The sequence below is a fragment of the Allocoleopsis sp. genome, from assembly GCF_036703385.1.
In the GTDB taxonomy this organism is placed as follows: Bacteria; Cyanobacteriota; Cyanobacteriia; order Cyanobacteriales; family Coleofasciculaceae; genus Allocoleopsis.
Map to the genome: position 1 here is coordinate 13594 of NZ_DATNPA010000312.1, position 13451 is coordinate 27044.

Below are 13451 nucleotides of genomic sequence, written 5' to 3' on the forward strand. Positions count from 1 at the left end.
ATCACCCAATCGGGTGATTTAAAAGACTTGAATTGCATCCATTTTCTGAATTATTTATCACCTGAAAAGACCTAAAAGGCTAGGATTTACTACATAATAAGTAGCCGCTATTAGGGTCAGGTAATTATAAATTTTGGCTGTAGTCTTTTCAGGAATCACTAGTTATTTAGCCAGAATTCCGAACCATTACTCTCCTGATGTTAAAAAATTAGTTATTTAATTTACTAAACGATTTTCTAATGCAAATCGTATCAGCTCAGCTCTATTAGTCGTTTCGCTCTTTCGTAAGAGGCTACTGACGTGCTTTTCGATTGTCCGAGGACTGCGGTACAGCTTTTTACCAATTTCCACGTTGGATAGACCTGTAGCGAGCAAAACTAACACTTCCTTTTCTCGTTCGGTCAGATCGATCACTAGGGGGCTGGGAGCGATCGCCTCGGCTTGCATCTTGTCTATTTTTGATGGCGATTGCCAATCGGATAGGCGATCGGGTAGGGTGATCACGTCAGGCTGGGTCAATCCTGGCCTGTCCCCAGAAAAAAATCGCCACTCGTATTGACGTTCCAACAGATTGCGAATCACCGCACCCAATTCCTGCATCTCAAAAGGCTTGGGTAAATATACATCGCACCCGGTCTGGTAACCCCTAATTCGTGCCTCTGTATCGGTGCGTTCGGTTAAAAAGACCACAGGTAACACGCGAAACGATGGGTGCTGGCGAACTTTCCGCACCAGTTCATACCCGTCCATTCGGGGCATGTTGATATCTGTAACCAGTACATGAGGATGGTGCGTTTCGATCATCGAGAGTGCCTGTTGACCATCTTCAGCTGCGATGACTGAGTAGCCAGACATCTCCAGATAGTCACTTACAGAAAGGCGGGTTCCCAGGTTGTCGTCTGCAACCAGGATAAGCAATGGCATGGGGTACTGATCTAAGAGCGAGTCTACTCTTACGCTAGGTCATATCTGCCTAACTCAACAGAAACCAGAAAACTATTTTTTTTAGGTTCTGAAGGCTAAAAGGGAGCCCTAACTCAGTGTACAGCGACTCCCTCCCAGATCTCATGCTCCTGTCGGCAAATTCGTATTACATGAATTCTTTCTCAAGGTGGACAGGAGCCACTCTAGAGCGTGGGTCAAGTTTTCGGGCTAATCCGTGGTCAAAAGCCAAAAGCCAAAAGCCAAAAGTCAAAAAGCCAAAATCTCTTTTGAGGTCTGACGATTGACTCTTGACACACCTAGCTAATCAAACCAGAAACTCCTTGGTTGTTACAGCACCCATGTCTGATCAACTCGCCGACACCTTCAAGCTGCTCGGTTCTCCTAGATTGCCTTCTAAGACAACACCTCGTTGGTTAGCTTGGAGATGACGCACTAGAATATAGATTGATTCAACCCGATCAGTCGCTTCTACTTTTTGAGCCAACTCAGAAAGAGATAGGGCAGCACCTTCTTCGTGCAGGGCCTGCATCACCCGCTTCTGCAAATCCAGAACCGCCGCCGCCGCTTTCTTCCCAGCTTCGACCCCTGGCTGATGGTAAGCGTTGATATTCACCAGGAAACCATAAAGACCCACAGCGCGGTCGTACAGGGCAATCAGTGCCCCCACAGTCCGGGGATTCACCTGGGGAATCGTTACCGTGATAGAGTCCCGCAGATTCTCGTACAGGGCTTGTCGAGTACCCTGCAATAGACCTGATAAATAGTCTCCTGAGGTTACTCCGGGTTCTACTTCCGGGGAGGTTCCTTCTCGATCTTCTAACACTTCAATGAACGTCATGAAGAAATTAGCGACCCCTTCCCGCAACTGTTGCACGTAGGCATGTTGGTCAGTTGAGCCTTTGTTGCCATAGACCGCAATTCCCTGATGGACAATATTGCCCTCTAGGTCTTTCTCTTTACCCAGAGATTCCATCACCAGCTGCTGTAAGTAGCGTGAGAAGAGGAGCAGGCTGTCCTTGTAGGGCAACACCACCATATCTTTCTCACCCTTGCCATTCCCTGCGAAGTACCAGGAGAGGGCTAGCAGGGCGGCTGGGTTTTCTTCAATCTTGGCTATGCGGGTGGCGGCGTCCATCTCTTTGGCACCAGAGAGCATCTCGCGGATGTCAATGCCTTGCAGGGCGGCTGGCAAGAGTCCCACGGCTGACAGTTCTGAGGTTCGTCCTCCTACCCAGTCGTACATGGGGAAGGTGGCTAGCCAACCTTCGGATTTAGCGAGCTTATCCAAGTTGCTGTCTGTGCCAGTAATTGCGATCGCATGGGAGGCAAAGTTCAAATTCTTGGACTCGTAAACTTTCTTCACCTCAATCATGCCATTCCGGGTTTCCGGCGTTCCGCCAGATTTGGAGATGACGATGACTAGGGTGCTAGAGAGTTTGTCTTGCAGCTGTACCATGACTTTATCAATCCCAGCAGGGTCGGTATTGTCAATAAAGTGAATAGTCAGCGCTGGAGAGACAGGTGCCAAGGCTTGGGCTACAAACTGAGGCCCCAAGGCGGAACCTCCAATACCGATGGAAATGACGTCGGTGAATTGGAACTTTCCAGGGGGATGGATGGCACCCGTCTGGATTTTTTCCGTGAAGTCTTCGATTTGTTCAAGGGTGTTGAGGATTTCTTGCCGGAGTTCTGGGGTTGGGGCTAAATCGGCGTCTCGTAGCCAGTAGTGTCCAACCATGCGGTTTTCATCAGGATTGGCGATCGCACCTTTCTCCAAGGCGTCCATCTCCTTAAACGCTTTCTCAAACTTCGGTCGCATTGCCTCGACAAAAGAATCATCGAACCGCATACGACTGACATCGAGATAAAATTCTAACCCTTTATGGTAAAATAACCAGTCTTGGTAGCGTTGCCAAAGAGTAGCGGCGTCCATAAAATAATTGCTCTCAAACTTTCGTGTCTTGCCAATCACAAGTTTAAGAGGACTCAAATGTAGGGTTTGGTTAGAACGCGCAAAAATTTCACAATCTACTCGGTAAATTCACCCGCGATTCAGTAGTTATCGATGGTAAAGCGTAAAAATCGTATCCGAGCTGCTTTAGTGGAGTTCTCAGTGACCCTATCTTTATCCTTACTTTTCACGGGATGTAGAAAACCTCTCTCCTACAAGGAGAGAGGCTTTGATTTTTCCCCCTTCCAACAACAAATCTATTCCTTTTCCTCCTCCTCGTAGGAGGGGGCAGGGGGAGGTGGGAAAGGGGTTAGGGAGTTAGGTTTTTCGTGGGCTTTTCCCCATGACGTGAAAAGTCAGACCTTCATTTTCTCAAGCGTCAACCTAAGCATCTCCAGGATTGAGGCGTATCATATCCCAGGTAGTATAGGTACCAATTGGACTCCATATCACGTAGGGCAGTAGTAACAAAGAAGCCCATATGGAAATAGGCCAGACCAGTACTGCCAAAATAATGCCAATCAAAGCACCCGTACCACCAATCACTGTACCCACTTTGAGGCTACGGAGTCTGAACATGACTGGTGTATAGGCGGTGGTAACAAGTTCCAACAGCACATACAAGCCCATCAGCCACCAAGTTTTGCTATTACCTGGGGCGTTTTCCCAAACAATATAGGCTGACCAGGCTGCGCAGATATAAATAACAGTCCAGATAAAGGGAATCGCTGCCTCAAACGTTAACCATCTCGGACGCTGTAGGCGGTTGAACCATCTAGCACCGTCGCGTGAAATCAATCCACCAGCCAACACGACTAGGAGGGCTACAGCCCCTATCACCATCCAAGATTTAATCATTACCTTACCTTCCCTATCCTATTGACTTTCCCGGTGAAGTCAGGATAAGCCCTATAGGTTGATTGTGCCAAGTTCAGAGATTGGGGGAATCAACCGTTGGTGTGAACCAGTCTTTGTTTGGCTGTTGCGATCGCACCTCACCAAGAGCCTCAGATGCCTCGGCTATACTTGCCTAAACGAGTATGACTACATCATGATCCTTAAAATTTAAGATAAAGGCTATGAGAAAACTAATAATAGTCTTTTTGATAGCATTCGTCTTATTTGGCTGTCGTTCTAACACAGATAAGAATCATTCAGCCATTAACAAATCAGCGATAGATCAACCCATTAAAGCTTTATTTATTGGGAATAGCTACACCTATGTCAACAACTTACCCTCTTTACTTACGCAGTTAGCTGCATCCACGAGCAAGCCCAAAACTTTAGAAATCCAGATGGTTGCACTGGGAGGTGCTACCCTCAAGACACACTGGGATAATGGAAATGCTCTTGGAGTTTTGAAGCAGGGGTCGTGGAACTATGTGGTACTACAAGAACAAAGTATGCTCCCCATTATCGAGCCAGAAATAATGTATCACTATGCCCGATTGTTCGATGCTGAAATCACAAAAGTTGGAGCAAATACAGTTTTCTTTCTAACCTGGGCGCGGCAGAATACACCCGAAACCCAAAGAAATTTGACCGACGCTTACATGAGTATCACCAGACAGCTTGATGGTGTTGTTGCTCCCGTGGGAATTGCTTGGCAGAAAGTCCATGAAGAAGATGCCAATGTAATTCTTTATGATGCTGATGGAAGCCATCCTAATCTTTTAGGGTCTTACATGGCAGCCTGTGTATTTTATGGGATTCTTTATAACGAGAGTCCTGTAGGCTCAACTAGTTATAAATCACTTGGCATTAGCGAGTCACAGGCTTCTTTCATCCAGCGCATTGCTTGGCAGACTGTTGAAAGTGTAACGGTTGGACAATAGCTCTTGGTATCTCCTCCTAGAAAAAGTAATGAAGTATGCCAAACAGAGCAAGACTGTTTTGTCACGAAAACAAAACTCCTACGCGATCGCATCATCCCACGATCGCAACAGCAACTGCAACCGCTCGATCAGCGCCAGCGTTTGCTGATAAGCCACTCGATTTCCCTGTTCATGAAAGTGTTTCGATGCTGCTTTCAGGTCAGATAGTGCGGCTTGTTGAAACCCTAATTCGTGGTGAATGATACCCCGATTGACATACGCTTCAGCACGGTTAGGGTCAAGTTGTAGCGCCGCCGTAAAGTCACGAACGGCACTCGATAAATCACCCATTCGGTGACAGGCGCAGGCTCGGTTGTAGAAGGCTCGGTGATTATTAGTATCGAGCTTAATCGCTAAGGAAAAATCTGTGATCGCACCTTCCACACTTCCCAACATCAGCTGTGCTAAACCGCGATCATTGTATATCTCCACCAGTTGCGGAGTGGACGTGCGAGCGCTGTTACTTAACGCTTGATTATAATCGGCGATCGCTCCCTCAAAATCTTGCAGTTCAAAACGTGTTAATCCTCGATTATAGTAGGCGCGTAAATCATTCGATTCTCGCTCTATAACCTGGTCATACTCAGCAATCGCTGCTGCATGATTCCTCAGTCTATGATACGCTAAACCGAGGTTTAGATAAGCTTCTGTATTATTAGGATTAATTTTTAGTGCTGCCGTGCAATCTTCAGTTGCTTTGGTATAATTTCCTAGTTGGATGTACGCTAAACATCGATTGCTGTAAGCGGCAGCAAATTCCGAATCAAACTCAATCGCTTGGGTGAAATACTCTATCGCTCGTTCGTAGTCTTCGTTTTGAACTTGTTCTAATCCCCCCTTAAACAACTCCATTGCACTCTTAGGTTCAATAGCTAAAGATACGGCTTTCGCTGGTGCTGTCATTGACGCTGAAATAAGCCCGATCGCAAGGCAGAAACTGAAAAATATTTGGAAGCAACGATTCATGCTATTTTAGTAAATAACAGCTATAAACTGGAAAAATAAAAAGAAATTGGCACCGCTTAATGTATCAGCTGCGAGGCTAGGACGCCCCAAGGCAAACGTGAATAATGCGATCACAATCCATAGGATTGATAGAATTTTCTCCATGTTAATTCACGCATAGTTACCGAACTCAGTTTGAGGTAAGCAACACGAAGGCGTCAAAAGACAAGCTGTCAAACTTCCCGGTGAAGGTCTAGTTGATTAGTACAGAAGAACTATTAAGAAGCGATCGCACGGAACACTGCGCCACAGGCGATTTCAGTAAGTTAAACTTGAGCCACTCCATCGGATGGGTAACGACTCTGTCGGCCTTGACAATCTCAAGCCAAAATCTTTAACTTGTAGCTAACCCTGCTCTGTTGATGATACTATGCCAGCCAAAATATTGGTTGTGGATGATGAACCAGACTTGGAACCCCTAATTTGCCAAAAATTTAGGCGAAACATCCGGCACAAGGAAATCGAGTTTTTTTTTGCTAACAATGGTTTAGAAGCGCTCTCCCAGCTAGAGTCTCAACCCGATATCGATATTGTATTAACGGATATCAATATGCCCCAAATGGATGGGCTAACGTTGCTCACCAATCTCTCTGAGCAATATCCCAGCATCCGATCCATTATTATTTCTGCCTATGGCGATATGGACAATATCAGAGCGGCAATGAATCGTGGCGCGTTTGACTTCTTAACTAAACCGCTTAATCTTCAGGATTTAGAAATTACGACCAACAAAACTCTGCGACATGTGGAGCAGATGAAAGAAGGACTACAAAAAGAGCGTTTAGCACAGCAGGCTCAATGTGAATTATTAAAAAATTTACAGAAAGAAGTTGCTGAACGCCAACGAGTTCAAGAGGCGCTACGCGATAGTGAAAGAAAGCTAACTCAATTTCTAGAAGCGGTGCCGGTTGGTGTGTTCGTAATTGATGCGAGCGGTAAAACTTACTACGCGAATCAGACGGCCCAGCAGTTACTAGGTCAAGGGATTGCACCGGAAGCCACGGTGTCTCAATTACCAGAAGTTTATCAAGCCTATTTTGAGGGAACTGCTCACCTATACCCTACTACTCAACAGCCACTGATACAGGCATTGAACGGCGAAAGATCGACCGCCAATAATATAGAGATTCACCAAGGCGATAAGATTATTCCGTTGGAGGTGTGGGCTACGCCAATTTTTGATGAACAGGGTAAAGTGGTATATGCGATCGCTGCCTTTCAAGATATCACCGAACGCAAAAATACTGAAAAGTTATTAGCCGAATATAATCGTACCTTAGAAATTCAAGTCCAGCACCGCACCCAAGAACTTTCACAAGCCCTGGACTATCTCAAAGCCACCCAAGAAGAACTGATTCAATCGGAAAAAATGGCAGCCCTCGGACAATTGGTAGCTGGCGTTGCCCATGAAATCAATACCCCACTGGGAGCCATTCATTCATCTATTGGAAATATTGCAGATTTCTTCACCCACAATCTAGAACAGTTACCCCACTTCTTAGACAATCTATCCCAAGAACGTCAGCAAGATTTCTTCGCTCTTATTTCTCAGCAAAACCAACGAACGGATACCTTATCAAGCAAAGAAAAACGTCAAATTAAAAAAGATTTAAAGCATCAACTCGAAGCTCATTCCATAAATAATGCGGATAGCCTTGCCAGTATCCTGGTCAACATCGGCGTGTGGGATGATATTAACCCTCTTTTACCCTTGTTAAAAGACCCTGACAGCCCAACGATTTTAAAGACCGTCTACGAGTTGATGAGTGTCCAGAAGAGTACCCGAACCATCGCCACAGCTACAGAGCGTGCAGCCAAAGTTGTTTTTGCTCTCAAAAAATATGCCCGTTATGACTTCTTAGGCGAAAAAGTAAAGGCTAATATTACGGAGGGAATTGAAACCGTATTAACTCTCTATCACAACCAAATAAAACATAATGTAGAAGTGAGGAGAAACTATGAAGACTTGCCCCCACTGTTGTGCTATCCTGATGAACTGAATCAAGTTTGGACGAATCTTCTCCACAATTCTCTACAAGCAATGGACTATCAGGGAACCTTAGAGATTGATGTGATAAAGCAAGAGACAAATGTGCTAGTCAGCATCACTGATAGTGGTAGGGGGATTCCTCCTGGGATTATGCCAAAAATTTTTAAGCCCTTCTTTACAACTAAAGCGGCGGGAGAAGGCAGCGGATTAGGATTAGATATTGTTAAGAAGATTATTGAGAAACATCAGGGAACGATTTCGGTGAACTCTGTGCCGGGGCAAACCACATTTACCGTATCCTTACCTCTTGAGCTAAACGATAGATACGGAAACTAGCTATGCCTAAGCCAGCGATTTTATGTGTTGACGATGAAGTAGTGGTCTTAGAGAGTCTAGAGATAGAACTCCGAAAAGCCTTTGATGATGCTTACCTCTATGAATTTGCTGAAAACGCTGATGAAGCCTTGGAAATTATTGAAGAATTAGTCGAGGATGAGGTAGACCTGCTCCTGATTGTATCAGATTGGTTAATGCCCGGTATGAAGGGAGATGAATTCCTCATATCTATCCATAATCAATACCCGAGCATCATTACAATCATGTTGACAGGACAAGCTGACTTACAAGCGATCGAAAGGGCTAAAGTTTACGCCAATTTGCATACTTATTTATACAAGCCTTGGAATACGAATGACTTGCTTGAAGCTATTCAATCAGGCTTAAAAAAAATATAGAAAATTTTACGCTTACAATGAATAAACCTGTAATCTTATGTGTTGATGATGAGCAATCTATCCTGGATAGCCTGGAAATAGAGCTTCAAAAAATCTTAGGAGACGAATACCTAATTGAGACAGTCACTGGAGGGGCAGAGACTTTAACTTTATTAGAAGAATTAATAGAAGAGGAATATGAAATTCCTTTGATTATATCCGATTATCTAATGCCCTATATTAAAGGAGATGAACTCTTAAAACGTATCCATAGCATTTTACCGAAAACCCTCAAAATAATGCTGACAGGACAAGCAGATTTAGAAGCGGTAGGCAATGCTATTAAATATGCAAATTTGTATCGCTATATATCTAAACCCTGGCAGTTTGAAGACTTTAGACTAACAGTAGTAGAAGCTGTAAATAGTTATCTTCAAGATAAAAAGCTAGCTCAACAAAATGCCCAACTCCAGCACATGAATCAGGAGTTGGAACAATTAAACTCGTCCTTAGAACAAAAAGTGGCTGAACGCACGACTGAATTAGCCAAAGCCGAGGCAGAACTGCGCCAATCGGAAGAAAAATTTGCAGGAGCCTTTCGTTCTAGTCCTAGCGCTATTACGCTCATCCGGTTGAGTGATGGTTGCCATATCGAGGTCAATGATAGCTTCTGTCACTTCACGGGCTATACCCGTGAAGAAATCCTTGCTCATACCGCCCTTGAGCTGAATCTGTGGGTGAATTGGGAAGCCCGCGCCCAACTGTTCCAGGTATTGTCCGAGAAAGGTACTATTCGCAACGATGAATTTGAGTTCCGAACCAAGTCCGGCGTTGTCAAAACAGCGCTGCTATCAGCCGAATTCATTCACCTGAATGGAGAACGCTGTGTCATTGCTGTGAGTCACGATATTAGCGAGCGCAAACAGGCAGAAGCCGCGATGCAGGAAGCGAAAGAAGCCGCTGAGCGAGCCAACCTAGCCAAAAGCCAATTCCTCGCGAATATGAGCCACGAACTCCGCACTCCGCTCAATGCGATTCTCGGCTTCACTCAATTGCTCACCCGTGACTCATCCCTGACGCAAGAGCAACGCGATTTTATAGAAATTATCAATCGCAGCGGCGAACATTTACTCGCACTCATTAATGACGTTCTGCAAATGTCCAAAATTGAAGTGGGGAAGGTGACTCTAGATCAACAAGACTGTGACCTGTACCACCTGCTGGACAGTCTTGAAGCCATGTTTCAGTTACCCGCTCAAAAGAAAAGCTTACAGTTAATTTTTGACCGGGCCCCCCGTATTCCTCGATATGTGCAAACTGACGAGAGTAAGCTGCGCCAAGTCTTAATCAACCTCCTGGGAAACGCGATCAAATTTACTGCCTCAGGACGTGTAACGCTGCGCGTAGGAATGGGGAATAGGGAATGGGGAATAGGGAATCGAGAAGAAGCTCAACCTATTCCCCACTGCCCACTCCCTAATGCCTACTCCCTCATCTTTGAAGTGGAAGACACTGGCCCCGGCATTGCACCAGAAGACATGGACTTGATTTTTGAAGCGTTTACACAAACCGCAACGGGTCGGAAATCCTCCGAAGGAACTGGGTTAGGTTTGCCCATAAGTCGAAAATTCGTGCAACTGATGGGGGGGGATATCACCGTTAACAGCCGTTTTGGGAAGGGAAGTGTTTTTAAGTTTGATGTTGAGGTTAGTCTCAGTTCGCCAGCTGAAATTCCGATGCTCCAGCCCACTCGCCGAGTCATCGGCTTAGAAGCTGGACAACCAGAGTATCGCATCTTGGTGGTTGACGATGCCCAAGAGAGTCGCCTTCTGCTGGTGAAACTTCTGGAATCGTTAGGCTTCTCAGTCCAGGAAGCAGTAAATGGTCAAGAAGCCCTAGAGCGGTGGAACACATTTCAACCTCACTTGATTTGGATGGATATGCGGATGCCAGTGATGGATGGGTATGAAGCCACCGCCCAAATTAAAGCGAAGCAGAAGGAAAGAGAGAACACAGGAATAGGCGTAGAGGAGTTCCGGAATTTGAGTGAGGGGGGTAGGGAAGAACCAGAAAATCCCCAATCCAAAGTTGAAACGGTCATTATTGCCCTTACGGCTAGTGCCTTCGAGGAGGAGCGCAACCTAATTGTATCAGTCGGCTGTGATGACTTTGTGCGTAAACCCTTTCGAGAAGAAGTAATTTTTGAAAAAATGGCTCAATACCTGGGCGTGCGTTATGTCTATGAAGAGCTAGCCCCTTTAGAAAGCACAGAGCCAGTCGCTGCCAGAGGAAGTGCGCAAGGCAATCAACTGGATTCATCCTTTGTGCTACAGCCTTCCTCGTTCCAAGTCATGCCACCGGAGTGGACTGATAAGCTGTACCAGGCGGTTGACTCTGTGAATGATGAAGAGATTTTCCGGCTCATGGAGCAAATCCCTTCTGTCTACACTCCTTTAGCCGAAGCCATAGCCGATTTGATCAAAAACTTTCGTTACGATCGCCTAATCGATTTGCTTGAAGCGGCTCAAAATTAGAAACTCAAAGGCAATGGGTCACAGTTGCATACATTCCAGGGTAAGGGCACGATCGGATCGTGCCCCTCAAGAAATCTTGCAAAACAGGTGGGCTAGACGCGGCCTCATCCTGCTTGATGCGATCGCTTAGCTTTGCCAAACTACACCTTAGGCACCGACGGCAAACTGAATTTTCAGGTAATCTTCTTCCATCTTGGCTCCAGAAGGTTGCAGAGCCGCTAAGGCTTGGGGGAGTACTAAGTTACGCCGATGGTTGCCAATCCGCACATTGAGTTCATCCCCTGTTTTGCTCAGCTGTATCCGGTCTTTTGGTATACCAGGCAGGTAGAGTTCTAGGCTGTATTGGTTATTGTTCTGTACTACCCGAATCGTGCTTTCCTGATAGTAGACCTGAGTTGGGTCTTCCGAAGCATACAGCGTTTCCTTCAATCGCTCCAAAGCCTGTAAGCCACACATCTCTTCTGAGTAGAGAGGAACCTCTTTCACCGGTAGGGGATGGAAGTTTTCGTGAATTTCCTGGCGGTACTGCTGTTGATTCTCCTTCCAGCGCTGGAAGAAGGGGTCAGTAACTTGATCGGGAATAATCCGATTCGCCACAACTAAATCAGTTGCGACATTGTACAGGCTCAAGTAGGCATGGGCACGTAACGATTCTTTAATCACCATCTTTTCGGGATTGGTGACTAAACGCACCGAGGTTTGGGTGTTGTCCGTGAGTACCTTTTCCAGAGCTTCAATTTGCTCGTAGAATTCGTAGGGAGCATCCATCACCTCTTTGTCAGGCAAGGAAAAACCTGCGATCGGTTTCCACAAGGGTTCGACAAGTGGTCTTAAGGCAACCGACATTTTTTGCAGTGGCTTATAAAAGCGGCGCATATACCAGCCACTGACTTCTGGTAAGCTCAATAACCGCAAAGCCGTACCCGTAGGCGCAGAGTCAATAATCAGGACATCGTACTCATTTTCGTCATAGTGACGTTTCATGCGCACGAGACCGAAAATTTCATCCATGCCAGGAAGAATGGCCAATTCTTCTGCTTGAACGCCGTCTAATCCTCGTGCTTGCAGAACCTGAGTGATATATCGCTTAACTGCACCCCAGTTTCCTTCCAATTCCATCAGAGCGTCGAGTTCGGCTCCCCATAGATTTGGACGAACTAATCGGGGTTCATGGCTGAGTTCAAGATCAAAACTATCTGCCAAAGAGTGAGCGGGGTCGGTACTCAGGACAAGTGTTCGATAGCCGAGTTCAGCACAACGGAGTCCGGTAGCAGCAGCAACGGAAGTCTTTCCGACTCCTCCCTTGCCGGTCATAAGAATTACACGCATGGATGATTCTGCGACACAGTTGTTTGCGTCTGCCTTATATGTGTTTACATTATTTATTATCTCTTTAATTTTTTTTTTAGAACGGCAGATGTTGTTTTAGTACATCCAATCGAGAGCAGTCCCAGTAGTCAATATGGGACGTAATCAGTTCGTCAGCATTGAGCTTTAATTCACTCCAGCCGGGGATTGCAATTCGAGGACGCCAGGGTAAGGGTGTAGTCCAGCGGAGTGTCCAGCGCGTCTTAATAGTGTGTCCTGACCGCTGAATCTCATGGAGATCGAGCTTGGGTTCACCGAACCATGTGTTGATAAAACTTATCATTTTCTTGTAACGCTCTATGCCCTGGAACTGGTTCATCGGGTCTTTAAAGAAGACATCGGGCGCATAGATGTTGTAGGTTTGGTCCGCTGGGAAGCGTTGATAGTCTTCTTTGAGGATTTGGATAATGTCCATCGAATTCCAGAGGCTCTCTAATCCACTTATACAGCTACAGTAGGGTATGCTGTATCGAAATAGAAGCAATGCTGCTGCCTTGCTTTTACCAATTCTGGTTTAAAAGCCTAATATCCAGTTCGCTTTTTATGGGTTGTTAGTTGTTCTCGGTACTTGAGAAACACGGTCTAAGCCCACTGCGATAAAAAGTTTTTCCCAAGCATCTGCTAGGTTCTGGTCATTTGGGCGATCGCGTCGCAGCTTCACCAGTTCTGCCAGCATTTCATACCACAGTTTAGCTCTTGCATAGAGAATAATACGCTCTTCCGGAGTTGCTTGCTGGAGGCGACGTGCAAGAATTGGAGGAGATGCGACTCGCGTGATGCCACCTTGAGCAAACTGATCATTTGACCGATCTGGGGTTGTGGAATCACAGGTTACCCTTAACTGCCACGTATATTGTTGACCAACTGCCAGGGTGTAGGGTTTAGCCAAACTTAAGCTCATGATGCCAGGGGTGCCTACAGAGCCGTCAGCAGATTTGGTCAAAGGATAGATGGCTGAGTAAATCTTGTGACCATTAGTATCTTTCAGAGTAAACTCTATTGCTGGTGCTGCTGCTGCTCCACCCCAATCACTCATCCTAGGCATGTACGATTACCAACTCGTAAACATAC

11 protein-coding genes are annotated in these 13451 nt (G+C 45.9%); 4 read left to right on the forward strand and 7 right to left on the reverse strand.

What is annotated here, in order from left to right:
- Positions 1-216: 216 nt before the first annotated feature.
- From V6C93_RS15600 to V6C93_RS15610, 3 genes are all read right to left on the reverse strand, one after another.
- Positions 217-924 (reverse strand): response regulator transcription factor, encoded by a 708-nt coding sequence (locus V6C93_RS15600; protein WP_333477585.1) that lies wholly within the window; start codon positions 922-924, stop codon positions 217-219.
- 367 nt (positions 925-1291) lie between these two features.
- Entirely contained in the window at positions 1292-2878 is a 1587-nt protein-coding gene (locus tag V6C93_RS15605; protein WP_333477586.1) for a glucose-6-phosphate isomerase, read from the reverse strand.
- Positions 2879-3280: 402 nt separating this feature from the next.
- Positions 3281-3754, reverse strand: a complete 474-nt coding sequence (locus V6C93_RS15610) for a TspO/MBR family protein (protein ID WP_333477587.1) — start codon at positions 3752-3754, stop codon at positions 3281-3283.
- A 221-nt stretch (positions 3755-3975) separates the two neighbouring features.
- Between V6C93_RS15610 and V6C93_RS15615 the strand changes: the two genes are divergently transcribed.
- Complete coding sequence (locus V6C93_RS15615; RefSeq protein WP_333477588.1) at positions 3976-4731, forward strand: DUF4886 domain-containing protein; 756 nt, start codon at positions 3976-3978, stop codon at positions 4729-4731.
- 78 nt (positions 4732-4809) lie between these two features.
- Here V6C93_RS15615 and V6C93_RS15620 read toward each other — a convergent pair whose 3' ends face one another.
- Positions 4810-5673 carry a tetratricopeptide repeat protein gene (locus V6C93_RS15620; RefSeq protein WP_333477589.1) on the reverse strand — a complete coding sequence of 288 codons (864 nt, stop codon included), beginning with the start codon at positions 5671-5673 and terminating at the stop codon, positions 4810-4812.
- Positions 5674-6145: 472 nt separating this feature from the next.
- On the opposite strand from V6C93_RS15620, the gene V6C93_RS15625 reads away from it, so the two are divergent.
- Genes V6C93_RS15625 through V6C93_RS15635 form a run of 3 tightly spaced genes read left to right on the forward strand, consistent with a single transcriptional unit; the run spans position 6146 to position 11012 of the window.
- A complete protein-coding gene (locus tag V6C93_RS15625; protein WP_333477590.1) occupies positions 6146-8101 on the forward strand; it encodes an ATP-binding protein in 1956 nt (651 codons plus the stop codon).
- Positions 8102-8103: 2 nt separating this feature from the next.
- A complete protein-coding gene (locus V6C93_RS15630) occupies positions 8104-8499 on the forward strand; it encodes a response regulator (RefSeq protein WP_333477591.1) in 396 nt (131 codons plus the stop codon).
- A 17-nt stretch (positions 8500-8516) separates the two neighbouring features.
- Positions 8517-11012: a response regulator gene (locus tag V6C93_RS15635; RefSeq protein ID WP_333477592.1), complete on the forward strand. Its 2496-nt coding sequence runs from the start codon at positions 8517-8519 to the stop codon at positions 11010-11012.
- A 147-nt stretch (positions 11013-11159) separates the two neighbouring features.
- On the opposite strand, the gene V6C93_RS15640 is transcribed toward V6C93_RS15635, so the two are convergent.
- The 3 genes from V6C93_RS15640 to V6C93_RS15650 form a co-directional block, all read right to left on the reverse strand.
- Positions 11160-12341 (reverse strand): TRC40/GET3/ArsA family transport-energizing ATPase, encoded by a 1182-nt coding sequence (locus tag V6C93_RS15640; protein WP_333477593.1) that lies wholly within the window; start codon positions 12339-12341, stop codon positions 11160-11162.
- A 76-nt stretch (positions 12342-12417) separates the two neighbouring features.
- On the reverse strand, positions 12418-12795 hold the full coding sequence (locus tag V6C93_RS15645; RefSeq protein WP_333477594.1) for a DUF2358 domain-containing protein: 378 nt from the start codon (positions 12793-12795) through the stop codon (positions 12418-12420).
- A 126-nt stretch (positions 12796-12921) separates the two neighbouring features.
- A complete protein-coding gene (locus V6C93_RS15650; protein WP_333477595.1) occupies positions 12922-13416 on the reverse strand; it encodes a DUF928 domain-containing protein in 495 nt (164 codons plus the stop codon).
- Between the last annotated feature and the right edge of the window lie 35 nt (positions 13417-13451).

What these genes read in the sequence shown, in the direction of transcription:
- V6C93_RS15630 (WP_333477591.1), top strand. Translation starts at nt 8,104, where the DNA reads ATGCCTAAGCCAGCGATTTTATGTGTTGACGATGAAGTAGTGGTCTTA.
- V6C93_RS15610 (WP_333477587.1), bottom strand. Translation starts at nt 3,754, where the DNA reads ATGATTAAATCTTGGATGGTGATAGGGGCTGTAGCCCTCCTAGTCGTG.
- V6C93_RS15615 (WP_333477588.1), top strand. Translation starts at nt 3,976, where the DNA reads ATGAGAAAACTAATAATAGTCTTTTTGATAGCATTCGTCTTATTTGGC.
- V6C93_RS15620 (WP_333477589.1), bottom strand. Translation starts at nt 5,673, where the DNA reads ATGACAGCACCAGCGAAAGCCGTATCTTTAGCTATTGAACCTAAGAGT.
- V6C93_RS15625 (WP_333477590.1), top strand. Translation starts at nt 6,146, where the DNA reads ATGCCAGCCAAAATATTGGTTGTGGATGATGAACCAGACTTGGAACCC.
- V6C93_RS15605 (WP_333477586.1), bottom strand. Translation starts at nt 2,878, where the DNA reads ATGGACGCCGCTACTCTTTGGCAACGCTACCAAGACTGGTTATTTTAC.
- V6C93_RS15645 (WP_333477594.1), bottom strand. Translation starts at nt 12,795, where the DNA reads ATGGACATTATCCAAATCCTCAAAGAAGACTATCAACGCTTCCCAGCG.
- V6C93_RS15635 (WP_333477592.1), top strand. Translation starts at nt 8,517, where the DNA reads ATGAATAAACCTGTAATCTTATGTGTTGATGATGAGCAATCTATCCTG.
- V6C93_RS15650 (WP_333477595.1), bottom strand. Translation starts at nt 13,416, where the DNA reads ATGAGTGATTGGGGTGGAGCAGCAGCAGCACCAGCAATAGAGTTTACT.
- V6C93_RS15640 (WP_333477593.1), bottom strand. Translation starts at nt 12,341, where the DNA reads ATGCGTGTAATTCTTATGACCGGCAAGGGAGGAGTCGGAAAGACTTCC.
- V6C93_RS15600 (WP_333477585.1), bottom strand. Translation starts at nt 924, where the DNA reads ATGCCATTGCTTATCCTGGTTGCAGACGACAACCTGGGAACCCGCCTT.